Here is a 23,561-nt window from a genome sequence, read left to right on the forward strand (position 1 = left end):
GGCTTTGTCGGCACTTCAGACCACTCTGCACGTGGAGGGCTCGACACTTCGTGACGCCCTGCCACCGTTCGGTCGCCCGTCTGTTACCGCTGGGTAATCAGGGGGTTGTGAGCCGCGCCGCAACGGGTGCACGATCAGGCTCGATCGTTACCCGCCGGTAACAGGTGACGGGCCCGGTGCGGGCCGCCAGTCCGGGACCGGCCACCCGCGCGCATCCGCCCGAGGAGGAACCCGTGCAGGATCGGTTTGACAATCAGGGTCGTACCCGGTGGCGGCGGTTCGCCGCCATGATGGTGCCCGCCACGGCCGCCGCTGGCGCCATCCTGTTCGGGATGTCGACCGGCGCGATCGCCTCCGACATCAGCGTGTCCGGGCAGACGTTCAAGATCGGCGCCGAGCGCCTCGAAGGCGACGGCTTCAAGCAGTACGGCGGCATCGTCCGGGAGAAGGGCAAGGACGGTAAGGCCGGCGAGGTCCACCCGGTCGCCCTCTCCGAGATCAGCAGCGCCGAGCTGTACAGCCTCTGCCAGTCGGTCCGCGCCGACCTGCCCGGCCTGCCGGTGGTACTCACCATCAACGCCGGTGAGGGCAAGGAACCCGCCCGGGCCAAGGACCTGCTGATCGCGATGGACACACTGAACGGCAACGCGACGTTCACCAACATCAAAATCGGCCGGGACGCGACCGACCTGAACCCGACGGCGAAGGCCGGTTCGTTCGGTCAGAACTCCGACCACGTCACCATCACCAACCTCCAGCAGGTGTCCCGGTACACCACGGCGGCCACCTTCAACCTGGTCGGACTCCGGCTGAAGGTCAACGTGGGCGACGACGCCAAGGGCAAGGAGTGCTTCTGAGGTGAGCCGTGGCCCGCGGTGGCCGACCGCCGCGGGCCACGTCCGTGTCCCCGTCCCCGCTCCGCCAGGAGGAGTACGTGACAAGCGACAACCCGTCCCACGCCCGGCCCGGCGATCCGGCTCAGGCGTGGCGGATCTTCCGCCGTTGGCAGCGGAGCCGACCGTTCTGGGGCGGCCTGTTCATCGTCCTGGCCGGGGTGGAGATGTTCGCCTCCACCCGGATGACGCTGAACGGCCTGAGCTTCCACAGCGGAGCCACCGGCCTGCTCTCGCTGTTGATCCCGGTCATCCTGGTGACCTGTGGCCTGCTGCTCTGGCTCAGCCCGGCGCAGCGGCTGTTCTACTCGATCGTCGCGGCGGTCACCGCCGTCTACGCACTCATCGGGCTCAACCTCGGCGGCTTCTTCGTCGGTCTGCTGCTCGGCATGGTCGGGAGCGCACTCGCCTTCGCCTGGACGCCCACCCGCCCCGCCCCACCCGCCGCCGAGCCGGCCGCCGCCGAGCCGGCCGACACCGAGCCGGCCGACACCGAGCAGTCCGACGCTGAGCGTTCCGACGCTGAGCAGGTCGAAGCCGAGCAGCCCGGCGTGGTTGATGACCCCACGGTCGAGATCGCCGACGCGGGCGCGCCGCCCGAATTGCCGGGACGCTCCGCTGATCCGCGTACCTTCGCCATCGTCCTGGTGCTGCTCGGTGTCGCGGCCGCTGGACTGGCCACCCAACCCCGACCCGTGCAGGCCGCCCCCGACCGGCCCGCCGCGACTGCCTGTCCCATCCCGCCCAGCGTGGTCACCCCGTCGCCCAGCCGGAGCGCGCCCACCGCGACGCCGACGGCCAGCCCGAGCCCGACGCCGGAGCGCGACCCGGACGGCAACCTGATCACCGACATCCTGGACGGGATCGGCGACCTGTTCACCGGTGGACGCCGCGACGACACCGCGACGCCGTCGGCGAACCCGACCGCGCCACCGTCAGCGAAGCCGACCGGCACGCCGACCCGGCCACCGGCCAGCCGCCCCGAGCCCACGGACTGCCCGTCGCCGACCCCGACCCGTCCCGCCAAGCCGGGCAAGGCGGAGCCGGGTAAGCCGCTGCCGCGCCTCGCCGCCGACCCGACGCTGCCGAAGGTCGCGCAGACGCCGTCCAAGCTCACCGGCTCCAAGGTCATCATGACGGGGCTGCGGTTCGAGGGCACCACCGAGCTGCGGTCCGAGAAGGGCGACCTCAAGGTGCTGAAGTTCAGCATGCGCGAGGCGGTGACCGACGACTTCCTGCTCCGCGCGGACGGCCCCGAGGGACGCAGCCAGCGGTACGCGACCGACCGGCTGACCATTCGGGGTGACGTGGCCTTCTACGCCACCCGTTTCGTCGGCCGGCTGCTCGGCATCAAGGTCACTCTCACCCCGGACCTGCCGTTGCCGGACGGCATACCGGTCACCCTGCCCATCCCGGTCACGTTCACCGAGCCGGTCATCGACCTGGCGTACGTCACCAGCGACACGCTGACCGCCCGGCCGTCGTTGGCGCTGACGCTCGGTTAGGCCCTGGACCCACACGGCGTCGGACGCCGGCGGTACGGGGCGTCCCGCCGGCGTCCGTCACCGTCGTGATCGGTGCCGGGACGGCTCAGAGCCGGGCCAGCGCCTTGCGCAACGGGTCGAGGCCCAGCGCACCCAGGTCCAACGCCTGCCGGTGGAACTCCCGCAGGTCGAAGTCCGCGCCCTTACGGGCCTTGGCATCCTCGCGGGCCTGGAGCCAGATCCGCTCACCGACCTTGTACGAGGGTGCCTGCCCCGGCCAGCCCAGGTAGCGGTTCAGCTCGAAGCGCAGGTTCTCGTCCGGCACCCGGCAGTGCCCCCGCATGAACTCCCAGCCCAGCTCGGGCGTCCACCGCTCGCCCGGGTGGAAGCCGAACGGGTTGTCCTTCGGGATCTCCAGCTCCAGGTGCATGCCGATGTCGACGATCACCCGCGCCGCGCGCATCGCCTGGCCGTCGAGCATGCCCAGCTTGTCGCCCGGGTCCTCCAGGTAGCCCAGCTCGTCCATCAGCCGCTCCGAGTAGAGCGCCCAACCCTCGCCGTGCCCGGAGACCCAGCAGAGCAGGCGCTGCCAGCGGTTGAGCAGGTCGGCGCGGACCGCGGTCTGCGCCACCTGGAGGTGATGACCCGGCACGCCCTCGTGGTAGACCGTGGTCACCTCCCGCCAGGTGGAGAAGTCGGTGATGCCCTGCGGCACCGCCCACCACATGCGACCCGGGCGGGAGAAGTCCTCGCTCGGCCCGGTGTAGTAGATGGCGCCGTCACTGGTCGGGGCCAGGCAGCACTCGATCCGGCGAACCTGCTCCGGGATGTCGAAGTGGGTGCCGTGCAGCTCGCTGATCGCCTTGTCCGCGAGCGCCTGCATCCAGTCCCGGAACGCCTCCTTGCCCTGGATGGTCCGCGCCGGGTCGGCGTCGAGCGCGGCCACGGCCTCGTCGACACTGGCGCCGGGGCCTGCGATGCGCCCGGCGACGACCCGCATCTCCGCCTCCAGGCGGGCCAGCTCCGCGAACCCCCAGGCGTACGTCTCGTCCAGGTCGACCTTGGCGCCGAGGAAGTACTGCGAGGCGAGCTCGTAGCGTTCCCGGCCGGCGGCCTGCTTGTCCCGCCCGTGCGGTGCCAGCTCGGCGCGCAGGAACTGGCCGAACTCCGCGGTCGCCGCGGTGGCCGCCGCCGCGCCCCGGCGCAGCTCGGCGCCGAGCGTGCCGTCCGCGCCCAGCCGCTCGACCAGCCCGTGGAAGAAGTTGTCCCCGGTCGGGTCGACCCAGACGTCGCACTGCTTGGCCACCTCGACCAGCTGCACCTTCGAGCTGATCTGGCCGGCGGCGAGCGCCTCCCGCAGCGTGGTCTTGTAGCCCTCCAGCGCGCCGGGGAAGCCGTTGAGTCGGGCAGCGATGTTGGCCTGAGCGTCGGCCGTCGCGGTCGGCATCAGGTCGAACACCATGCGGATGTCGTGCAGCCCGCTGGCGATCACATTGACCTCGCTGGTGGCCTCGCCGGCGTCGTACCGGGCCAGGTCCAGGCCGAGCCGTTCCTGCATGGCCTCCTTGGCGGTCCGTTCCGCCTCGGTGTCCGGGTCGGTCACCTCCAGCTCCGAGAGCGTCCGGCGGGTCAGGTCCGCCCGCGCCCGGTAACCCTCGGGCGAGAGATCGTCCAGCTGGTCGTCATGGCCGGCGATGCCGACGTAGGTGGCGCCGGTCGGGCTCAAGGGCGCCCACTCGGCCACGTAGCGGTTGGCGAGTTCATCAATTCGTCCCACGGTGCGACCCTACGTGACCACCCCGCCCCGGTGTCGACGACGTTTGTCGTGTTCAGCTGGCAGTTGGCGGCACCGTGGTGGTCAGAGATGGTGTCCGAAAGTCGTGCCACTTTGTCGTACGCCTCGGGAAGAGTGTCAGGGGTGAACACCGACATCACTCCTGACAAGGCAGCGCTGCGCGCCTGGCTGCCGGGATTCATCGCCCTCGCCGCCATCTGGGGCTCCAGCTTCCTGTTCATCAAGGTCGGGGTGGCCGAGCTGCACCCGGTCCAGCTCACCCTCTACCGGGTCCTCGCCGGCGCGCTGACCCTGCTGGTGGTGCTCGCGGTGCTGCGCGACCGGCTGCCCTCCGAGCCCCGGGTCTGGGCGCATCTCTTCGTGGTCGCCGCGTTCGGCGTGGCCGTGCCGTTCACCCTCTTCGGCTACGGCGAGCAGCGGGTCGAGTCGATGCTCGCCGGCATCTGGAACGCCACCACGCCACTGATCGTGCTGCCGCTGGCGGTGCTGGTCTTCCGCACCGAGCGGCTGACCGTACGCCGCGCGGTCGGGCTCGGGCTGGGCTTCCTGGGCGTGCTCGTGGTGCTCGGGGTCTGGGAGGGCATTGGCGGGGCGCACTTCATCGGGCAGCTGATGTGCTTCGGCGCGGCCGCCTGCTACGGCCTCGCCATCCCGTACCAGAAGCGGTTCGTCGCGGGCAGCAGCCACTCCGGCCTGTCGCTCTCCGCGGCGCAGTTGCTGCTCGCCGCCGGCCAGTTGGCCATCGTCACCCCGTTCGTCGCGGGCGCGCCACCGCTGCCCACCGACCTGTCGCCGAAGGTGGTGGCCAGCGTGCTGGCCCTCGGCGCGCTCGGCACCGGGCTCGCCTTCGTGATCAACATGCGCAACATCCGGGTGGCCGGGGCGAGCACCGCCTCCACCGTCACCTACCTGATCCCGATCTTCGCGGTGCTGATCGGGGCCGTGGCGCTCGATGAGCGGCTCAACTGGCACCAGCCGGTCGGCGCGCTGATCGTGCTGCTGGGGGTCGCGGTCTCGCAGGGCGTCTTCGGCCGGCGGCGGCCGCGGCCGCTGGTTGGCGTCGGCGCGCCCGCCGCCCCCGCTGCCGAGCCCGCCGCCCAGCGCTGACCCACGGCGGCCGCCGATCCGTCAGGGCCGGTCGGCGGCCCACTCCACGAGTTGTTTCGCAGACCAGGTGTTGACCACCCGGTCGGCGGGGACGCCGCAGCGGGCCGCCCGCTCGCAGCCGAACCGCTGCCAGTCGAGCTGGCCGGGCGCGTGCGCGTCCGTGTTGATCGCGAACCGGCAGCCGGCCTCCAGGGCGCGGCGGATCAGCCGCTTCGGCGGGTCCTGCCGCTCCGGCCGCGAGTTGATCTCGACGGCGGTGTCGTGCTCCGCGCAGGCGGCGAAGACGGCGTCCGCGTCGAAGTCGCTCTCCGCCCGGGTCCGGGCCCGGTGCCCCCGGTCGCCCGGCCCGGTCACCCCGGCCGGGCGCGACGACACCATCCGGCCGGTGCAGTGACCGAGGATGTCCAGATGGGGGTTGGCGACCGCGGTCAGCATCCGCCGGGTCATCTTCGCCCGCTCGTCGTTCAGGCCGCTGTGCACCGATCCGACCACCACGTCCAGCCGGGCCAGCAGCTCCTCGTCCTGGTCCAGTGAGCCGTCGGCGAGAATGTCCACCTCGATCCCGGTCAGGATCCGGAAACCCTCCGGCAGCGCCGCGTTGACCTGCGCCACATGGTCGAGCTGACGGCGCAGCCGATCGGCGGTCAGCCCCCGGGCCACCTTCAACCGTGGCGAGTGGTCGGTCAGCACCATGTACTCGTGACCCATCTCCACCGCGGCCAGCGCCATCTCCTCGATCGGGGAGCCGCCGTCGGACCAGTCCGAGTGGGTGTGACAGTCGCCGCGCAGGGCGGTGCGCAGCGCCGTCGCCTCGGCGTCCAGGTCGCTGCCCTCGGTCGCCACCAGCCGGCGCAGGTAGACCGGCTCCTCACCGGCCAGCGACTCCGCCACACAGCGGGCCGTGACGTCACCGACCCCGGCCAGCTTGGTGAGCGTGCCGTTGCCGGCCCGCTCGGCCACCTCGGCCGCAGGCAGACCGGCCAGCGCCTTGGCCGCCGACCGGAACGCCCGTACCCGATAGGTGGCCTCGTTCGCCCGCTCCAGCAGGAACGCGATCCGGCGCAGGTCGGCGATGGGGTCCCGGGCCTTCATCCCACCGAACCTAGCCGTTGCGGGGCCCGTCAGGGAGCCTTCGGGCAGCCGTGTTTACGCTGCCACGCCGTCACCTCGGCGGCCGGTTCCCGATTGCCGCCACGCCGCCAGGAGTCCAGGTAGCGCGCCGGCCAGAGCACCCCGCGCCGGATCCACCAGCCGTCCCGGCCCGTACACGGCGGCGAGATGCCGAAGTGCACGTGGCAGACGTTGTTCGCGTTGCCGGTGCGACCCACCTTGCCGAGCTGCTGCCCGGCGCGCACCCGGGCCCCGGGGTCGACGCCGCTGGTCACCACGCTCAGGTGCGAGCCGTAGTAGCGCACCCCGTCATCGCCGAGCAGGGCGACCGACAGGCCCCCGTTGTCCGGACCCTGCGGCCCGCGCTTGTCGTACCGGTCGGTGCGACTCACCTCGAGCACCGTCCCGTCGGTCACCGCGACGAACCGCTCACCACAGTCGGCGAAGATGTCCGTCGCCGGGTAGGCGCCGTGCGTCGGGTGGTACGCCACGTCGTCGGCGCGTACCGGGAAGACATGCCGCAGCCCGGCGCGGGGTGCGGCTGTCGACGGCCGGGCCGACGACGGCGCCGTGCTGGCCGGACCGGTCGCCGTCGGCGTGGCGGATGGCGCCCCGGGCTGGTCGGCCGTCGCCCAGACCGCCGGCGGCGTCGGGGCGGCGCCACCCGCTGGCACTCCCGGCCGGGTCGTCGCGCAGCCGGCGGCCAGCACCGGGGCGAGCAGCAGCAGGATCGGGTACGCCGGACGCGTGCGGCGGCCGATCGTCGGCGAGGGCATCCGGTCATCCTGGCAGACCGGTACCGTGGGCACGAGCGACGCGTGTAGGGGAGGGCAGCGACGGTGACCATCGCCCGGCCCGATCCCGGCCCGGATCCCGACGCCGTCGCGCGCCCGGCCGCGCGTACCCCCTCGGGGCTCTTTCCGGCCGGGCCACCGACCCGCCCCACCTACCGCGAACCGCACCCGGTCACCGGCGGCGGTGTCGCCGCCGGCGGCGGTGCGGCAGCCGCCTGGCTGGTGCTCTTCGGTCTGCTCGGCACCGGCGTGGCCAGCTACGCGTGGTGGACGGTGGTGGCCGGTCTGCTGGCCTGGACGACAGCCCTGGTCCTCGTGCGCCTCGGCGACCGTGGGGTGGCCGCCGGGGTGGCCATCGTCACCGCCGGTGGCTGGAGCATCGCCGCCGCCGTGGTGGCGGTCAAGTGGGCGACCGGTGGTGACTGGCCGCTCTGGTGAACGGGCCGGCGGGCCTCGGTTCGGGTCGACGGTGACTGCGCCGCGTGCCCGGTTGGCTGCACAGCGAACGCCGTCTTGACGTGGCTGCCGAGACTGGGCACGCTCGGCACTATGGCCTGGACCACCCAGCGGCAGGACCCCGATCGAAGCCGCCGCCGCCTGCAGCTGCTCGCCGAACTGGCGGGGGCCCGGCAGGTACGTCAGCGCACCCGGCCCCAGCGGCTGCGCACCGAGCGTCTGCGCCAGCTCATCGCCACCCGCCGTCGGGTAGCCGGCTGATCCGACTTTGTCAGGAATGACCGGCCCTTCGGGGCGTTGACCGGTCGCCTGCCGACCCGACCGGCTAACGTGCACGCGTAACGAGTCGGCGCTGTGCCGAGGGCTATTGGGGGGACCGTGTCGTACTTCGCTGCGGCCGTGGTGCGCGACGACAGCGGCTGGACCGCCGCAGAGGTCAACCTGCGCGGCGCCACCGACATCGACGAGGTCGCCGACCGGCTGCGTGACGTCGACCAGGAGGCCGACATCTCGCTGCTCTTCGTCGAGGCGGACGACGCCTACCTGGTGATCCTGCGGCTCGACGAGGGCGAGGACCTGCGGGTGTTCGGATCGGACTCCGCGTACGCCGAGGAGTCGCGGCTGGGTTCGCTGCTGGTCGGTGATCTGAAGACCTCGGTCACCGGGCTCGACGGCGACGACGAGCCGCGCCCGGCGGCCAGCGGCGACGAGGAGAGCGAGCAGCCCGTCGTCGACCCGGAGGCCGACCCGGTGGGCGACGCCGACCTGCTCGCCAACCTGGGCATCCCCGCGCAGAAACTGCTGGCCCTGTGCACGCACGAGGGGATGATGCCGGCCGACGTCACCGCCGAGATCTGCGAGGTGCTCGGCTGCGCCGACGAGGTCGAGGACCTGCGTGAGGTCTGATCCCACCGGGTCTGACGGTGGGATGCCGCCGGTGGGCGGCGGGGAGCCCGCCGACGCCACCGATCCCCTGCTCGAGACGATCCGGCCGGGGCAGCCGACCCCCGGCGCGGTCGGCCGCGCCGGACCGGGCGCCCACGAGGGGCTGGCCGACCCGGGTGAGGTCGGCCGGCGCCAGCGGCACGAGCTGTGGATGCGGCGTGCGCTGGAGGTCGCCGTCACCGGCCCCGCCGTGGACGACGCGGGCGCTGTCGACGTGGACGACGTGCCGGTGGGTGCGGTGCTCTACGGCCCCGACGGGACCGAGCTGGCAATCGGGCGCAACGAGCGGGAGCTGACCGGCGACCCCACCGCGCACGCCGAGGTGCTGGCGCTGCGCAGGGGCGCCGAGCGGGCCGGCCGGTGGCGGCTGGACGACTGCACCCTCGTGGTCACCCTGGAGCCGTGCACCATGTGCGCGGGAGCGCTCGTGCTGGCCCGGGTCTCCACCGTCGTCTTCGGTGCCTGGGAGCCGAAGACCGGGGCGGCGGGCTCACTGTGGGACGTGCTGCGCGACCGCCGACTCAACCACCGCCCCGAGGTCTACGGCGGCGTGCTGGAGGCCGAGACCGCGGCCGTGCTGCGCGCCTTCTTCCGCTGACCCGCAGCGCGTCAGGCGGAGGTGGCGGTGGTACGGAGGAGGGTGGCGGCCACCGCCCGGGCGGCCTCCGTCCACGGCGCGGGCCGCAGCGTCGCCGGGTCGAGGCGGACGATCGCCCGCCGCCCCTCGGCGTGCACGGTGTCGCCGTCGACGGAGCGGAACTGGAAGGCGTACTCGGCGCTGCTGGTGCCGAAGTGTTCGAGCCAGAAGTGCACGGCCACCGGGCCCGTGGCGGCGATCGGCGCCCGGTAGGTGATGGTGAACTCGCGGACCGCGTGGAACAGGTCCGGCGGGGTGGCGCTGCCCCGGTAGGCCAGCCCCCGCTCGGTCCAGTACGGCGTCAGGGCCCGTTCCAGCAGCACCGCGTAACGCGCGTTGTGCAGGATGCCCATCGCGTCGAGGTCGTCGAAGTGCACCGTGACGTGCTCGACGTGCCCGAACTCGGCGGTGGGCTGGTCGGCGACGGCGTGGGTCATGAGGTGCCTTCCGTTAGCAGGGTGGGGTTGGGGCAGAGCGCCCGCAGGCGGTCCAGCAGGCCGGCGCGGGCGTAGCGGTAGGCGGCGTCCGGGTCGAGCAGCCGGGACTGCATCGCGGCACCCATCCCGAGCGCGTCGATTTCGTACGCCAGCTGTGGGACGTTCAGGTCGGTGGGGAGTTCGCCGGCGTCGACCGCCTGCTGGACGAGGAGTTCGAGGAACGCCGTCCACTGGCTGTACGTCTCGGCGAGCCGGTCCCGGACCGGGCCGGGGCGGGCGTTGAACTCGAACTGGGTGTTGGCGAAGAAGCAGCCACCGGGGAGCACCCGGCTGGCGTAGAAGTCGATCCGTGCCTCGTGCAGGGCGCGAAGCCTCCGTACGCCCCGGGGGGCGAGCAGCGCCGGCGCGACGATCCGGTCCTGCCAGAGCGTCACCGCACGGTCGATCGCGGCGAGCTGGAGCGCCTCCTTCGACCGCCAGTGCGCGAAGAGGCCCGACTTGCTCACGCCGAGCGTGTCGGCGAGCTGGGCGAGGCTGAGACCGTCCAGGCCGGACTGGGTGGCGAGCACCACGGCCGCGTCCAGCGCGGCGTTCCGGCTGCGCTCGCCCCGAGCGAGGCGTCCGTCGACGGTCATGGGGACACCGTACTAATAAAGCACGACCGGTCGTGTTGTTTTCCGTCGTGATCGTCATCACCCCGCCACCCGACCGACAGCACACCGCCCCGCCGTCCAGACGGACGACGGGGCGGCGGGTGCGCCAAAGGGTCAGGCGATGATGGTGTCCAAGGCGATCTCGACCATCTGGCTGAAGGTCTGCTCCCGCTCCTCGGAGGTGGTCTTCTCGCCGGTCTTGATGTGGTCGCTGACGGTCAGCACGGTCAGCGCGCGGGCCTTGAACCGGGCGGCGATCGTGTAGAGCGCCGCCGACTCCATCTCCACCGCCAGCACGCCGTAGTCGGCGAGGGTGTCGTAGAGGTCCGGCCGGTCCGTGTAGAAGGCGTCCGCGGCCAGGATCGGCCCGACGTGCATGCTGATGCCGCGCCGCTCGGCCACCTCGACCGAGGTACGCAGCAGCCCGAAATCGGCCACCGGGGCGTAGTCGATCAGACCGTCGAAGCGCATCCGGTTCATGTTCGAGTCGGTGGACGACCCGATCGCGGCGACCACGTCGCGCAGTTGGAGGTCGGTGCTGAGGGCACCGCAGGAGCCGACCCGGATCAGCGTCTTCACGCCGTACTCGTTGATCAGCTCATGGGCGTAGATGGAGGCGGACGGCATGCCCATGCCGGAGCCCTGGACGGAGACCTCGACGCCGTTCCAGCGGCCGGTGAAGCCCAGCATGCCCCGGACCGTCGAGTAGCAGGTGGCGCCCTCGAGGTAGGTCTCCGCGATCCACTTGGCCCGCAGCGGGTCGCCCGGCATCAGGACCCGCTCGGCGATCTCTCCCGGCTTCGCGCCGATGTGCGTACTCATGGCAAAGATCCTGCCAGGCCGCTGCCGGTGATACCGGTTCGGCGTCGGAACCAGCGGTCCTGTACCCTCGTCGGCGGTGGCGTGTCCGAGCGGCCTAAGGAGCACGCCTCGAAAGCGTGTGAGGGTTAACGCCCTCCGAGGGTTCAAATCCCTCCGCCACCGCTCCTGAAATGCAGAAACGCCCGGACGATCCGTGAGGATCGGCCGGGCGCTTTCGTTTCTGATTCCGGGCAGGCGTCAGGACTGCGGCAGGATGCCGACGTCCACCGGGGTCTCCGCGCCGTCACGAACCTCGACGAGGGCGCTGAGCCCGTACGGGTAGTAGCCGCCGACGTAACTGACGATGTCCGAGTCGGTGGCGTCGTCGCCCAGGTCGGGCGTGCTGAACTGGGTGCTGCTGCCGTCCGGCAGGATGACCTTGACGGTGTACCGGCCCGGCTTCAGCCGTCCGCCCCAGTACGTCCCGCTGACCGTGTTGGTGTAGATGCCCTGCCAGTCCCACGGCAGCGAGCCCGTCTCCGGTACGACGGTCAGTCCGGCAATCTTGTCGAAGGCCATCGGCTCCCCGGCGTCACGCTGGCCGTCCCGGTCGAGGTCGAGCCAGACGCGGCCGGTGACGGCGCCCTCGGCGACGTAGGTGACGGTGTCCGAGGCGGTGTTGTTCTCCGTCGACGACTCCGGCGTGCTGGCGGACCCGGTCACGGTGAAGGTCAGCTGGCCGGCCGGCGTGCCGGGCTGCGCCCGCAGCTTCACCCGCACGTTGAGCCCGTCGGTGGCGATGTCCCAGTGGTCACGGGTGCACTCGACGACCCGCTCAGTCGTCTCCTCCAGCCGGCAGGCCCAGGCGGGGCCGCCAGCGTCGACCGAGAGGAACTCGACGGTTGGCGGGAGCGGGAGCCGGACCACGACGTCCTCCGACGGGCTGCCACCCTCGGTGTACACGTACGCCGACACCTCGAACTCCTGGTTCGCCCGCAGCTCATCCGTGGCGACCACGTCGAGCCCGTAGACGTTCAGATCGCCCGGAAGCGGCACGGCGTACGTGAAGGTGGTCGTGTCGCTGTTGTTGGCCAGCGACCGCTCGATCGCCGGGGTCGACACCGAGCCGGTCACCGTCCGGGTGTCGCCCGCCGTACCGGCCGGGAAGTACGGGTAGAGGTTGAACTGGGCCGCCTCGCCCGGGCGGATCTCCTGGTCGTTCTCACAGACCCAGGTGGAGGTGGAGAAGTCGCACGTCCACGATGGGTCGCTCTGGGTCCAGGCGCCGGCGAAGGCGCCCGGTGGCATCTGGAAGGTGAAGCGGGCACCGGGGGCGCTGACGGTGCCCTCGTTGACCGCCCGGGCCCCCACGGAACCCCGCGAGCCGTTGCCGCCGAGGGTGGAGATCTCGCCCCCGTCCCATTCAACGAAAGAGAAGCTGAGGTCCGGCTTCACCACGTACTCCACCGTGGCCGTGCCGGTGTTGTTGGTGGTGGACGACTCGCGGCTTTCGGTGGTGGCGGTGGCGGAGACCGTCACCTTCCGGCCGTCGGTGCCGGGAGGCAGGGTCGCCCAGACGTCGAGCTCGGCGGTGGCGCCCGCGGCGAGGTCGCCCCACTTGCACTTGGCGGCGGCCGCGTCGCACCTCCAGCCATTGAGTCCATCGCCCCAACCGAGGGTGGCGTCGGCCGGCAACTTCAGTTTCACGGTGATGTCGGTGGCCTCGGCGCCCCCCGCGTTGCGTACCGAGACGTGGAGGCGGACGCGGCCGCCGTCCGGGCCGACCTCGCCGGGGTCGGCGACCAGGCCGAGGACGACGTCGGCGGGGCTGGGTGCGGCCACCGCCGCGCCCGGGAGGGTGGTGAGCATCGACGCGACGACGGCGGCCGCGAGCGAGCCGGTCCGCAGCGCGCGGCGGAGCGTTGGTCGGAACAGGTGGTTGACCATGGGTTCCTATCGTGGTCGGGATGGGACGTGGGGCCGGGACCCGCGCTGGAGACGGTCACCGGCCCGGCCGGCATCTGGCCCGGTCGATAGGTCAGGCGTCCCTCCGGCCGAAAGGGTTACATCGCTCACGAACAGGCGACACGCCCGGTTGATCCGCACGGATCGGCCGGGCGTTCATCGTTCGAGCAGAGCCGCCACCCCGTCGAGCAGCCGTTGCAGACCGAATTCGAAGAGGCTCTCGACGTTGAGGTCGACCGCGGACCGGGTGAGCCGGGCCAGGTGGGGAAACTCGCCCGCCGTGAGCAGCGCGGTCAACACCTCGGCCTGGGCCGCCATCCACTCGTCGTCGGTCAGGCCGGTGTCCTGTTCCGCCTCGGCCTCCCGCTCCAGGCTCACGGCGGTGCCGCGTACGTGGTTGGCCAGCGCGGCCACCAGGTGGAGCTGGGTGTGCTGGTCCAGGCCGTGCCCGGCCAGGGCGCGCAGGGCCCATTCGGTGTGTGCGACGGCGTGCGGCGCCATGAGTGGGCGGGTCAGCGAGATGACCTGGGCCAGCCAGGGATGCCGCCGATAGATCGACCACTGGAGCCGGCAGAGCAGTTCCAGTTGGGCTCGCCACCCGGGCGGGAGGGTGTGGGGCAGTCGATGCGCGGCGAAGGCCGCGTCCGCCATCAGCAGTAGTAGCTGCTCCTTGCCGCGGACCTGCCGGTACAGCGACATGGTCGGCACGTCGAGTTCGGCCGCGATGCGCCGCATGCTCAGCGCCGCCAACCCCTCGGAGTCGGCGATGCCGGTGGCGGTCCGCACCACCTGATCGCGGGTCACGCCGCGGGCGGAGCCCCGCCGGGCGTCGACCCGGGCACCCCGCGCGGCCGAGGTCGGCTCCGGGCCGGTCACCACCATGCCCACACCGGGTAGCGCCCGGACCAGGTCCTCCTGGCGGAGCACGGTGAGCGCCCGGCTGGCGGTCGCCATCGCGACCCCCCATTCCCGGACGATCTGCCGGGTGGACGGCAACCGGTCGCCGGGGCCCAACTCGCCTGCGGCGATGCGCCGCCGCAGCTCCCCGACGATGCGCAGGTACGGGGGTGTCGACTCGTCGATCTCCGTCACGGTCGGCCTCCCGCCGGTCGGGCTGTGACGGTAGCGCACTAGAGCACCGACAGTCGGCCCGTCGGTGTTCGTCGGCCCCGGCGGTCGGGCGTACTAGAGCTCCCTGGTCGCGTGGTTGCCAGGTCGGCATGCTCGCCGCAGCACGGTGCGTACGCCGTACCGGCTTCGACGAATGGAGGAAACATGGCCAGCATCCCGTACCTCGGAACGGGTTCTCCGAAGCGGTGGGTCGCCGCGCTGGGTGCCGTCGCGCTGCTCGTGCCGATGGTGGCCGTCGGCCCGGGCGCCTCGGCAGCCACCGGCCGGAGCGCGGCCGTCGTGCGGACCGACCAGGGCGCGGTGCGAGGGACCGTGGCGGCGGACCACCGCTCTTTCCAGGGCATCCCGTACGCCCGCCCGCCGCTGGGCGCGCTGCGCTGGGCCCCGCCGCTGCCGGGTGCCGCCTGGACGGGCGTACGCGACGCGACCCGACCGGGCGACGCGTGCGCCCAACTCCAGGGTCTGCCGATGGACGATCCGTCGGAGTCCGAGGACTGCCTCTACCTCAACGTCACCACGCCGCGTGCCGCCGCGCGGACGCCCCGCCCGGTGCTGGTGTGGCTGCACGGTGGCGACTTCCGGTTCGGCAGCGGGGACGTGTACGGCGGGCGGCGGCTGGCGACCGGCGGTGACGTCATCGTCGTCACGCTGAACTACCGGCTCGGTGCGCTCGGCTTCCTGGCGCATCCTGCGCTGGCCGACGGGGGCGGGTCCGTCGGCAACTACGGCCTCCAGGACCAGCAGGCGGCGCTGCGGTGGGTGCGACGCAACGCGGCGGCCTTCGGCGGGGACCCCGGCAACGTCACCCTGTTCGGCCAGTCCGCCGGGGCGACCAGTGTCTGCGCGCAGCTGGCCGCGCCGGCCTCCGCCGGCCTGTTCCACCGGGCGGTCATGCAGAGCAACTCGTGCGCCAACCCGGTGCAGACGCGGGCCGGCGCGACCGAGGCGGCCGAGGAGTTCGCGCGCGGGGTCGGCTGCGTCGATCCGGGTACGGTCGCCGCCTGCCTGCGCGGGCGTGACCCCTCCAGTCTCATCGAGGCGGCCGGCTACCCGGGTGCGGGTGTCGACCTCGGTCCGGTCGTCGACGGCCGCACGCTGCCGGTGGACCCGGCGGACGCGCTGGCCACCGGGCGACTGCATCCGATGCCGGTGTTGACGGGGATGAACCGGGACGAGTCCCGACTCCTGGTGTGGGGGATGGAACGCAGTGGGATGAACTGCCCGACGCCACCGGAGCCGGGTGAGCAGCCCGAGTCGTGCCCGCTCACCGACGAGCAGTACCGCGAGCAGGTGCGGGCCGCCTTCGGTGACCGGGCGGGGGAGGTGCTGGCCCGCTATCCGCGCGACGCCGCGCGATCGGCGAGCGAGACGTTGGCCGCCGTGCTCACCGACCGCGACTACGCGGAGCCGGTCTACTCCGCCGCGCTGGAGTTCGCCCGGCGGGTGCCGACGTACGCCTACGAGTTCGCCGACGACGACGCGCCGTTCTTCGCCGACGGGCCGGAGTCGACCTACCCGACCGGCGCGTACCACTGCGCCGAGCTGCCGTACCTGTTCACGGTCGACTACGCCGAGGCGCTGACGCCGCCCCAGCGGCGGCTGTCCGACGAGATGGTCCGCGCCTGGAGCGACTTCGCGCGGACGGGCCGGGCGGACTGGCCTCGACTGCGCAGCGGTTCGCCGTACGTGCGGGTGCTGGGCGGCGGCGGGTCGGGCACGAAGGGTTTCGCGGAGGCCCACTCGTACGACTTCTGGCGGTCGTTCCGCGGCTCAGCAGGGGCCGGTGCCCTCGTCGAACATGCGGCGGGCCCAGTCGGCGTACCCGGCGATGGTCTTGCGGACCGTGCGCCCGTCGTGCAGGAAGAGGTACGCGCGGTCCCCGCTGCGGGCGAGCAGCCCATCGAGCCGGTACGTCCCCTGTGGAGCTCGCAACCGGGTGACCGACGGATAGCGGGACCAGACCTGGTCGACGGGTGAGCCTGCCGTGATGCCCTCCGGTGTCCGCATCGGGTCGCCGACCCAGAGCAGCACCAGTTTGTCCCCGGCGAAGACCGGGCTGACCGTGTCGTGGCCGGCGAGCATCGGCCCGCAGGCGTCCAGGTCGGTACGCAGGATGCCCCGGCGGGTCAGCTCGTCCTCGGTGTCGCCGAACTCGATGTTGCGCAGGCCGTTCAGGTCGATGATCTCCACGCTGCTGGCGGGCCGGCCGTCCGGGACCGGCCCCGGTGGTGGCACGCCGCTGCCGGCGATCGAGGCAGCCGTCAGCAACGCGGAAATAAAAGCAAATTGTCGCAATTTCATGGAATCCCCCAGTCCACAACGGAACCAGGGCGTCCAAGTTGCTGCCGGTCACCGGATTTCTGGTGGGCTGATCCTCGGCGGGCCGTCGTCAACCCTGCCCGTTCGCCTCATTTCGGTGATCCGACCGTCCGCCTACGGTGTCCAGGCGCCCAACGGAAGCGGGGTATCTATGCAGCGATCTGCACCAATCTTAGTAGTTTCGACCGTTCTGGCCAGCCTGGCGCTCAGCGTCCCGGCACAGGCTGCGGGAGGCGTCCGGACCATCACCCGTGAGGGCATCGTTCTCCAGCACCACAGGGTCGCGGTGCCAAGGACGATCACCCCGGTACGGGGCAAGGGCGCCGGCCGCTCCGACTTCGACGGCGACGGCATCGACGACATCGCGGCCACCGGCGACCCGTTCAACTACAACCTGCCCCTGACCCCGGCTGGTGTGGTCACCGTGCGCTACTCGTCGGCCGCGCAGGTCGATTACCTCCTAGGCGTCGTGCCGCCGGACGGCGGCTGCGTCTGTTTCGGGATGGCTCTCGTGGCGGGAGACTTCAACGGCGACCGTTACGACGACCTGGCCATCGGCAACAGTGACGAGGTGAATCCCCGGACCAAGACCCGCGCCGGCGGGGTCTGGGTCATCCCGGGCAGCCGTACGGGCCTGGTGGTCGACTCGGCGATCCACTTCAACCAGGATTCGCCGGGCGTTCCGGACGACCCGGAGAGCTTCGACCAGTTCGGTGCTGCCCTCGCGGCCGGTGACATCAACGGCGATGGCCGCGAGGACCTCGCCATCGGCGCGTACGGAGAGTCGATCGGGAGCAAGAGTTTCGCCGGCGCGGTCACCGTCCTCTTCGGCGGGTCGACGGGCCTCACGGCCACCGGAGCGCAGCACCTCCACCAGGACCAGGCTGCGGTGCCCGGCGGGGCCGAGGGCAACGACCAGTTCGGCTTCTCACTCGCGATCGGGAAGGTCGACAACAACGGTTACAACGACCTGGTGATCGGCGCTCCTCGCGAGAACGACGGCGTGGCCTCGGACGGCAGCGGCATGGTCACCCTGATGTGGGGCTCGGCGAGTGGTGTGTCGTCCACCGGCGCCACCGCGGTCACAGGTGCGGCGGTGCGGCCGAAGGATCAGAGCGGCACCATCGCGTGGTACCTGGGTGACACGCTCGCGATCGGCGACGTGAACGGCGACGGGCTGGGCGAGGTGGTCGCCGGGGCGCCCGGCGCGCAGACCCCGCACATCAACGGCGGCCTCGTCGCGGTCTTCACCGGCCGCTCCGGCGGCCTGTCCAGCGGCGCGGCAAGAATCATCACGCAGAGCACGGCCGGCGTACCGGGAGATCCTGAGGACGACGACCGCTTCGGTGGTGCGCTGGCGGTCGGCGACGTGACCGGCGACGGCAGGGCGGACGTGCTGATCGGCGCCCCTGGCGAGGGCATCGGCTCGCAGACCGAGGCGGGCGGCGTCACCCTGCTCAAGGGCTCCGCCGCCGGGCTGACGGGGAGCGGTGCCCAGGCGTTCGACCAGAACCACCCGACCGTCCCGGGCGGGTCCGAGAGCCGAGACGTGTTCGGCGCGTCCGTCGCCCTGCTGAACCTCAACGGCGTCGGCGGGCTCGACGCCGTCGTGGCGGCGACCGGGGAAGAGGTGAGCGGTGACCTTGCCGGATATCCGTCCGGGACCATCATCCCGTTCCACGGGGCCGCCGGCGGGCTCGAACCGCTCAACAGGTCGTGGAGTGGGCTGACCCTGCGCACCCAGGTCGTCTGGCCCCAGCGCTACGGCCTCCGGATCGCCGGGCCGCAGAGTGGTGGCCCGCTGTTCTGAGCTGAACACGGCGACGCCCGGCCGGTCCGTCACGGACCGGCCGGGCGTTGTGCGCGGGTGCCGGGCCGTCAGGCCCCGTCGGCGACGGTCGATGCCGCTCGGCGGATCACCGGTTCTCCCACTGCTCGACCAGCTCATCCCAGTAGTCGGCGCTGAGGCGGCGCCGCCCGTGCGCAAGCCAACCGTCGGTGTTGCTCTCCAGGTGCAACCCCAGCTCGGCGAACGGGTCGATCCAATTGCCCGGCTCGACACCGAGCCGGGTGAGCGCCATGTTGATCGGCCACTGTCCACGCGGCGCGTCGAGCACGTCGTCGAACCGTGGCCCCCAGGAGAGCGCGCCGCCCAGCCATACCGCCGCCGACTGGTAGCCGGCGCCGCCGCCGAACTCCGCCTCCAGGTACGCCACCGGCCCGGACCGCGACCAGCGGGCCAACAGCTCGACCAGTGCCGGCGACAACACCAGGTCGAACGGGTGCTCGGCACTCCGGTCGTCCAGCGCGAAATCCGGCAGCGACCCGGTCAGCTCCACCACCAACTGAGGGGTGACCGGCAGCAGCGCGAAATCCTGGCGCAACTCGCCGAGGACCGCGTGATCCAGCTCGGCGGTCTGCTCGCGGAGCAGTTCCGCGTCCGCGACCACCGCGCTGAGCTGGTAACCCATCGAACCCTCCGCCGTCCACAGCCTGTGGATAGAACATGTGTACGACGGATTCCGGGCCGGCCGCCGTCGATCCCCGGACCGTACCCGCCGGCCGGGCCGGACAACTGCCGTGGCCGCCGTTCGGGCAGAATCTGCCGGTGGTGGGGAGGTGCGATGAGCTGGGGTACGGCCAGGGTGCTGACCAACCGCGACGCCGGCCGCTATCTCGGCGGGGTGCTGGTGTCCGGCTTCGGCACCGCGGCGATGCTGCTGGTGGCCGGCATCTGGGTGAAGGAGCTGAGCGGGTCGAGCGGCCTCGCCGCCCTGGTGACCCTGGGGGTGTGGGCGCCGACGCTGGTCGGGCCACTGCTGGGGCTGCTCGCCGACCGGTTCCGCCGCCGGCCGCTGCTGATCGTCCTGCACGCGGTGATGGCGGCGCTGCTGCCGGTGCTGCTGCTGGTCGACTCGGCGACCCGGGTGTGGTTGATCTTCGTGGTGATGACCGCGTACGGGATCAGCTTCGTACTGAGCGACGCGGCCGAGGCCGCGCTGGTACCGGCGGTGGTGTCCGGCCCGCTGCTCGGCGACTTCAACGGGCTGCGGACCACGATCAACGAGGGGATGAAGCTGCTCGCCCCACTCGCCGGAGCGGGGCTGTTCGCCGCGTACGGCGCGCACCCCGTGGTGCTGCTGGACGCGGCCACCTTCATGCTGGCCGGCCTCGTCTTCTGGTCGCTCCGGGTCCGCGAGCAGCCGCCGGGGCGCCCCGAGCGCTGGAGCCGGCAGCTCGCCGACGGGTGGGGACACCTGCGTCGGCATCGGGCGCTACGGCACGTGGTCGGCTGCGCCGCGCTGACCATGGTGCTGATGGGGCTCAACGGCGCCGTCGCGTACGCCGTGGTGGACGCCGGCCTGGGGCGGCCGCCCGAGTTCAACGGCGTGCTCGCCACCGTGCAGGGCGTCGGGTCCCTTCTCGGCGGCCTGGCCGCCGGGTCACTGCTGCGCCGCTTCGGTGACCGGCGGGTGGTGGCCGGGGCGGTCGCGGTCTTCGCCGTCGGGCTGGCCCTGCGGGCCACGACCTCGGTCGGACTCGTGGTCGCCGGCGGGGTTGCGGTGGGGCTCGGCGTGCCGCTGGTGCTGGTCACCGTCTGGACGGCGGTGCAGCGGGAGACGCCGGGCGAACTGGTCGGGCGGGTGGCGTCGACGGTCAACACGCTGACCTTCGGCCCGTCCACTGTGGCCCTGATGGCCGGCGCGAGCCTGCTCGAACTCGTCGACCATCGCCTGATCCTGCTGACCGCCGCGGTCGCCGCCGTGCCCCTTGCGCTCTGGTCCCTCCGGGCCACGCCTGCCCCGGCGGACGGACCGGACGCGTCGGTCCCGGTCAGGGCCGCCGAGCGAGCTGGGTGACGAACGCGCGCCAGGCCGCTGGCGCGAAGGTGAGGGCCGGCCCTGCCGGGTCCTTGGAGTCCCGCACGGCCACGACGCCGGAACGGTTGTCGGCGACCTCGACACATGCGCCGCCGTTGCCGCTGCTGCGGCTGCTCTTGCGCCACCGGGCGCCGTTCAGCTCCATGTCTCCGCCACTTCCGTGATGAGTTCAACCGACTGCCAGTGGGACAGCGCCTCGCCGCGCACGTTCTCCCACGCCGCCATCATGGCCGCGATGTCCTCCGGGTCGCTAGCGAGATGTCCCTGGAGTTGGTTGTCCAGGTAGCCGGCGACCCGGTGGTCGTGGCTGTGGGCGATCACGAACGGCCCGTTGAGACCGGCGTAGGCGCCGACCGAGGCGGGCACCACGTGCACCCGGACGTGCGGCTCGGCGCAGGCCGCGACCACAGCCAGCAGTTGCTCGCGCATGGTGGACCGGCCTCCGACCGGCCGGCGAAGGATGGCCTCGTCGATGACCGCCGTGAACTGCGGCGGGTCGTCCCGTTTGAGTACGCCCTGCCGGGTCAGCCGGACCGTGAGGTGCCGCTCGATGTCGGCCGTGGGGATCAGGCCCGCGCCGCTGAGCACGGCACGGGCGTACGCCTCGGTTTGAAGCAGTCCCGGCAGGACGGTTGACTCGTACCAGCGCAGCGACACCGCCTCGCGCTCGATTTCCTGCCAGGGACGGAACCAGATGGGGTCCCGACGTCTCGAAGTGTCCGGCCAGATGTCCGACACGTCCCGATGAAGGGCTTCCGCTGCCGCGAACCGGTGCCGAGGATGCGGGATGCGACCCTCGGTCAGCCAGCGCGCCACGGTCTTCGGGTCGACACCGACGGTCTCGGCGAGGGACTCGGTGGTGTGCCCGGTGTCGCTGAGCGCCACCCGCAGCGCGTCGTTCACGGCCCCTCCATCGGATGTCTCGAATATCTGACGACCATATCGCTACGGGATGTATCTGTCTGGTGACGCGCGCAAGGGTGGTCCACAGAAGACGGCGCGGCCGGTGGAGGCAAAGGAGCCCGGCGGTCGGCGTCAGTCGGGGGACCGCCCGGACGGGGAGGCCGGGCGGCCCCCCTCCACCGTGAAGGAGGCCCGCCCATGCCCCGCCGATCCCGGAACCATTTGCCGACCCGTCCCACCTGGCGGTGCGGGACGTGCGGCATCGCCTGGCCCTGCTCGGCGGCGAAGCTGCGGCTGCTCGCCGAGTACCGGCACGACCGCGTGGCGTTGATGGTCTACCTGGCGACGATCCAGGCCGAGGCCGGCGAACAGCTCACCAGCGTGGATCCGACTCGCCTGGCCGAGCGCTTCCTGTACTGGGCACGCGCTCGTGGGTGACCGGCGGGGTTGGCAATCCACACGGCCGCTGTGGTGGTCAGAAGCCGTTCGACGCGGTGCATGCGGTGTGGGAAGGTCGCCTGGTGCCTGCATCCGGTGGTGATCTGCTGCGTTGGCAGTTAGAACTGACCTGGTCGCTGTTCGAATATCACCTCGTTCCGACGATCGGGTGGATCACCTGGCATATCGGCTGGTGGTGGACCGTCGCTATCGATCACCTTCAGGGGCGGCCGGCGCGGGAGCGTACCGAGGTCAACTGGCCCGGTGATGGCGACAAGACGGTGGCGTGGCTGCGTGATCTCCGTACCGAATGGTTGGCGGTGTTCGACCGGCTCAGCGAGACCGACCTTGACGGTACGGCGCCGTTCCCGTGGCAGGACGACCCCGAGCACACCGTCGCCCACATGATCGCCTGGGTGAACGCCGAGCTGATGAAGAATGTCGCCGAGGTCGGCCAGCTTCGGTTGCTGTGGCACGCAGGCGGGTAGCCAGGTCAGGGGTGCCAGATGACGACGTCGATCCCTCGTCTCCGCTCAGCGAAGCGGCCGTCGCGCGCCGCTTCGGACAGGAGGCGACGCAGGTCCGCCTCGAAGGCGGGGAGTCGATCGGCGAACAGGTGCGGTGCCGAGCTGGACAGGGAGAACACCGCGGAGGCGATCTCGTCGACACCGCGTTCCACGACCATGCCTTGATCGACCGTGAGACGGGTGGGGCCGGTGAAGCCGGCCTGCCGCATGATCTCTTCCTCCCCGCCGGGGGTGCCGGCGGGTAACCATCCCTGACCGGCCCGGCGGACCGGTCCCAGGTAGCTGGCGACCAGGTCGTCGATCTGCCGCCACGGCGGCCGGGGGTACGGCAGCGTCTCGTCGTCGGCCACGCCCTGGTGCGTGTTGGCGCTGACGTGGACCCACGCCCCGCCCGGCGCGAGCATGTCGCGGACCCGACGGGTGACGAGAGGCCGGTCCATCCAGTGGAACGACTGGGCGAACGTGGCTACCCGGAACGTGCCCAGATCTGCGGGCAGGGCCTCGGCGCGCAGGTGCCGCCACTCGACGTTTGTGGCTCCGACCTCGCTGGCTCTGCGCCGCGCCTCGGTGAGCATGTCCGGGTCGGCGTCGACGCCCACCGCCGCCTGGAACAAGGGCGCGAGCAGGAGCGTCACCGATCCGGGCCCGCAGCCGACGTCCAGCAGTCGGCCGGTGCCGTCGAGGCCGAGTGCCTCCCCGACAACCTCGGCGAGCCGGGACGGGTAGGGCATGCGTCCAGAGCTGTAGTGGCTCGCGCTGCCCGCGTACAACGTCTCGTCCCATTGGCACGTCGTGTCCGCCACGACGTCGATGAGACCACAAGATCAACGCCCGGCGGACCGATTATGGTCTGCCGGGCGTCTGTGCTGCTCAAGCGAGCGGAGGATACGAGATTCGAACTCGTGAGGGTGTAAACCCAACACGCTTTCCAAGCGTGCGCCCTAGGCCTCTAGGCGAATCCTCCGCGAGCCAGGATACAGGCCCCCGCCAGCCCGGCCACCCCACCACCCCCTGAAGATCGACGAGCGGTCGGGTAGGCTTGGCGGCACCTCCCGTGCGGCGGTATCTCGTGAACCTCCCCAGGGCCGGAAGGCAGCAAGGATAAGCGAGCTCTGCCGGGTGCACGGGAGGCCTTTTCGTCTGTGGCCGGTTGATCCACTCGACATCCGTGATGTCGGGACATCCCGGGCGTAGGGACACCGCGACTTCCAGGAAGCCGAGTCGATCAAGCGGGGCAACCCGTGGCAACCCGGCGTCGGGCCGGGGTGGTGGGTGGTCACCCGCG

At 71.8% G+C, this 23,561-nt stretch carries 24 protein-coding genes, 2 tRNA genes, 1 other RNA gene and 1 pseudogene; 14 read left to right on the forward strand and 14 right to left on the reverse strand.

Features of this window, described 5'->3' with window-relative positions; genetic code table 11:
* The first annotated feature begins 233 nt into the window (after positions 1–233).
* A complete protein-coding gene (locus ACFYPS_RS11125) occupies positions 234–857 on the forward strand; it encodes a DUF6230 family protein (protein WP_387324034.1) in 624 nt (207 codons plus the stop codon).
* A gap of 77 nt (positions 858–934) precedes the next feature.
* On the forward strand, positions 935–2,398 hold the full coding sequence (locus tag ACFYPS_RS11130) for a DUF6114 domain-containing protein (RefSeq protein WP_387324037.1): 1,464 nt from the start codon (positions 935–937) through the stop codon (positions 2,396–2,398).
* Between the two features lie 85 nt (positions 2,399–2,483).
* Here ACFYPS_RS11130 and ACFYPS_RS11135 read toward each other — a convergent pair whose 3' ends face one another.
* Positions 2,484–4,154 (reverse strand): DUF885 domain-containing protein, encoded by a 1,671-nt coding sequence (locus ACFYPS_RS11135; protein WP_387324040.1) that lies wholly within the window; start codon positions 4,152–4,154, stop codon positions 2,484–2,486.
* Between the two features lie 141 nt (positions 4,155–4,295).
* On the opposite strand from ACFYPS_RS11135, the gene ACFYPS_RS11140 reads away from it, so the two are divergent.
* Positions 4,296–5,279 carry a DMT family transporter gene (locus ACFYPS_RS11140; protein ID WP_354963337.1) on the forward strand — a complete coding sequence of 328 codons (984 nt, stop codon included), beginning with the start codon at positions 4,296–4,298 and terminating at the stop codon, positions 5,277–5,279.
* A 21-nt stretch (positions 5,280–5,300) separates the two neighbouring features.
* On the opposite strand, the gene ACFYPS_RS11145 is transcribed toward ACFYPS_RS11140, so the two are convergent.
* On the reverse strand, positions 5,301–6,371 hold the full coding sequence (locus ACFYPS_RS11145; protein ID WP_387324042.1) for a PHP domain-containing protein: 1,071 nt from the start codon (positions 6,369–6,371) through the stop codon (positions 5,301–5,303).
* 29 nt (positions 6,372–6,400) lie between these two features.
* Positions 6,401–7,165 (reverse strand): M23 family metallopeptidase, encoded by a 765-nt coding sequence (locus ACFYPS_RS11150; RefSeq protein ID WP_387324044.1) that lies wholly within the window; start codon positions 7,163–7,165, stop codon positions 6,401–6,403.
* 63 nt (positions 7,166–7,228) lie between these two features.
* On the opposite strand from ACFYPS_RS11150, the gene ACFYPS_RS11155 reads away from it, so the two are divergent.
* From ACFYPS_RS11155 to ACFYPS_RS11170, 4 genes are all read left to right on the forward strand, one after another.
* Positions 7,229–7,621 (forward strand): hypothetical protein, encoded by a 393-nt coding sequence (locus ACFYPS_RS11155; RefSeq protein ID WP_387324047.1) that lies wholly within the window; start codon positions 7,229–7,231, stop codon positions 7,619–7,621.
* 111 nt (positions 7,622–7,732) lie between these two features.
* Entirely contained in the window at positions 7,733–7,900 is a 168-nt protein-coding gene (locus ACFYPS_RS11160; RefSeq protein ID WP_354963340.1) for a hypothetical protein, read from the forward strand.
* A 117-nt stretch (positions 7,901–8,017) separates the two neighbouring features.
* The gene (locus ACFYPS_RS11165; protein ID WP_354963341.1) at positions 8,018–8,545 is read left to right on the forward strand and encodes a tRNA adenosine deaminase-associated protein; all 528 of its coding nucleotides are present in this window, start codon (positions 8,018–8,020) and stop codon (positions 8,543–8,545) included.
* Between the two features lie 190 nt (positions 8,546–8,735).
* A complete protein-coding gene (locus tag ACFYPS_RS11170; protein ID WP_328426144.1) occupies positions 8,736–9,182 on the forward strand; it encodes a nucleoside deaminase in 447 nt (148 codons plus the stop codon).
* 11 nt (positions 9,183–9,193) lie between these two features.
* Here ACFYPS_RS11170 and ACFYPS_RS11175 read toward each other — a convergent pair whose 3' ends face one another.
* The 3 genes from ACFYPS_RS11175 to deoD all read right to left on the reverse strand — a co-directional run bounded on the left by ACFYPS_RS11175 (position 9,194) and on the right by deoD (position 11,133).
* Positions 9,194–9,658, reverse strand: a complete 465-nt coding sequence (locus tag ACFYPS_RS11175) for a thioesterase family protein (RefSeq protein ID WP_354963342.1) — start codon at positions 9,656–9,658, stop codon at positions 9,194–9,196.
* A complete protein-coding gene (locus ACFYPS_RS11180) occupies positions 9,655–10,293 on the reverse strand; it encodes a TetR/AcrR family transcriptional regulator (RefSeq protein ID WP_354963343.1) in 639 nt (212 codons plus the stop codon). The genes ACFYPS_RS11175 and ACFYPS_RS11180 overlap by 4 nt, the downstream gene beginning before the upstream one ends.
* A gap of 132 nt (positions 10,294–10,425) precedes the next feature.
* Positions 10,426–11,133 carry a purine-nucleoside phosphorylase gene (deoD, locus tag ACFYPS_RS11185; RefSeq protein ID WP_030328147.1) on the reverse strand — a complete coding sequence of 236 codons (708 nt, stop codon included), beginning with the start codon at positions 11,131–11,133 and terminating at the stop codon, positions 10,426–10,428.
* Between the two features lie 75 nt (positions 11,134–11,208).
* Here deoD and ACFYPS_RS11190 point away from each other — a divergent pair.
* Positions 11,209–11,295 (forward strand) — tRNA-Ser (locus ACFYPS_RS11190).
* A 75-nt stretch (positions 11,296–11,370) separates the two neighbouring features.
* Here ACFYPS_RS11190 and ACFYPS_RS11195 read toward each other — a convergent pair.
* Entirely contained in the window at positions 11,371–13,059 is a 1,689-nt protein-coding gene (locus ACFYPS_RS11195) for an SdrD B-like domain-containing protein (protein WP_387324050.1), read from the reverse strand.
* 174 nt (positions 13,060–13,233) lie between these two features.
* Entirely contained in the window at positions 13,234–14,169 is a 936-nt protein-coding gene (locus tag ACFYPS_RS11200) for a TetR/AcrR family transcriptional regulator C-terminal domain-containing protein (protein WP_354963346.1), read from the reverse strand.
* 264 nt (positions 14,170–14,433) lie between these two features.
* Between ACFYPS_RS11200 and ACFYPS_RS11205 the strand changes: the two are divergent.
* Positions 14,434–15,846 (forward strand): annotated as a pseudogene (locus tag ACFYPS_RS11205) (carboxylesterase/lipase family protein); the annotation flags it as partial.
* Positions 15,847–15,978: 132 nt separating this feature from the next.
* On the opposite strand, the gene ACFYPS_RS11210 reads toward ACFYPS_RS11205, so the two are convergent.
* The gene (locus ACFYPS_RS11210) at positions 15,979–16,473 is read right to left on the reverse strand and encodes a hypothetical protein (protein WP_387324608.1); all 495 of its coding nucleotides are present in this window, start codon (positions 16,471–16,473) and stop codon (positions 15,979–15,981) included.
* A 205-nt stretch (positions 16,474–16,678) separates the two neighbouring features.
* Here ACFYPS_RS11210 and ACFYPS_RS11215 point away from each other — a divergent pair, with 205 nt between their 5' ends.
* Positions 16,679–18,337 carry a hypothetical protein gene (locus tag ACFYPS_RS11215; protein ID WP_387324053.1) on the forward strand — a complete coding sequence of 553 codons (1,659 nt, stop codon included), beginning with the start codon at positions 16,679–16,681 and terminating at the stop codon, positions 18,335–18,337.
* Between the two features lie 106 nt (positions 18,338–18,443).
* Here the strand turns inward: ACFYPS_RS11215 and ACFYPS_RS11220 are convergent, their stop codons facing one another.
* Positions 18,444–18,998, reverse strand: coding sequence for a hypothetical protein (locus tag ACFYPS_RS11220; RefSeq protein ID WP_354963347.1), 555 nt, complete (start codon positions 18,996–18,998; stop codon positions 18,444–18,446).
* A gap of 153 nt (positions 18,999–19,151) precedes the next feature.
* Here ACFYPS_RS11220 and ACFYPS_RS11225 point away from each other — a divergent pair, with 153 nt between their 5' ends.
* Positions 19,152–20,387 carry an MFS transporter gene (locus ACFYPS_RS11225; protein ID WP_354963348.1) on the forward strand — a complete coding sequence of 412 codons (1,236 nt, stop codon included), beginning with the start codon at positions 19,152–19,154 and terminating at the stop codon, positions 20,385–20,387.
* Here the strand turns inward: ACFYPS_RS11225 and ACFYPS_RS11230 are convergent.
* Both ACFYPS_RS11230 and ACFYPS_RS11235 read right to left on the reverse strand, forming a co-directional pair.
* A complete protein-coding gene (locus ACFYPS_RS11230) occupies positions 20,362–20,553 on the reverse strand; it encodes a DUF397 domain-containing protein (protein ID WP_354963349.1) in 192 nt (63 codons plus the stop codon). The genes ACFYPS_RS11225 and ACFYPS_RS11230 overlap by 26 nt on opposite strands.
* Positions 20,544–21,311, reverse strand: coding sequence for a helix-turn-helix transcriptional regulator (locus ACFYPS_RS11235; protein WP_354963350.1), 768 nt, complete (start codon positions 21,309–21,311; stop codon positions 20,544–20,546). The genes ACFYPS_RS11230 and ACFYPS_RS11235 overlap by 10 nt, the downstream gene beginning before the upstream one ends.
* 198 nt (positions 21,312–21,509) lie before the next feature.
* Between ACFYPS_RS11235 and ACFYPS_RS11240 the strand changes: the two genes are divergently transcribed.
* Entirely contained in the window at positions 21,510–21,749 is a 240-nt protein-coding gene (locus tag ACFYPS_RS11240) for a flavin reductase (protein ID WP_387324056.1), read from the forward strand.
* A complete protein-coding gene (locus ACFYPS_RS11245) occupies positions 21,746–22,237 on the forward strand; it encodes a DinB family protein (protein WP_387324059.1) in 492 nt (163 codons plus the stop codon). The genes ACFYPS_RS11240 and ACFYPS_RS11245 overlap by 4 nt, the downstream gene beginning before the upstream one ends.
* Positions 22,238–22,242: 5 nt before the next feature.
* On the opposite strand, the gene ACFYPS_RS11250 is transcribed toward ACFYPS_RS11245, so the two are convergent.
* Positions 22,243–23,079, reverse strand: coding sequence for a class I SAM-dependent methyltransferase (locus ACFYPS_RS11250; protein ID WP_387324062.1), 837 nt, complete (start codon positions 23,077–23,079; stop codon positions 22,243–22,245).
* 76 nt (positions 23,080–23,155) lie between these two features.
* Positions 23,156–23,240, reverse strand: a tRNA-Ser gene (locus ACFYPS_RS11255).
* 82 nt (positions 23,241–23,322) lie between these two features.
* On the opposite strand from ACFYPS_RS11255, the gene ffs reads away from it, so the two are divergent.
* Positions 23,323–23,412, forward strand: an RNA gene (gene ffs / locus ACFYPS_RS11260) — signal recognition particle sRNA small type.
* Positions 23,413–23,561 lie beyond the last annotated feature (149 nt).

The organism is Micromonospora sp. NPDC005087 (genome assembly GCF_042872965.1).
In the GTDB taxonomy this organism is placed as follows: domain Bacteria; phylum Actinomycetota; class Actinomycetes; order Mycobacteriales; family Micromonosporaceae; genus Micromonospora.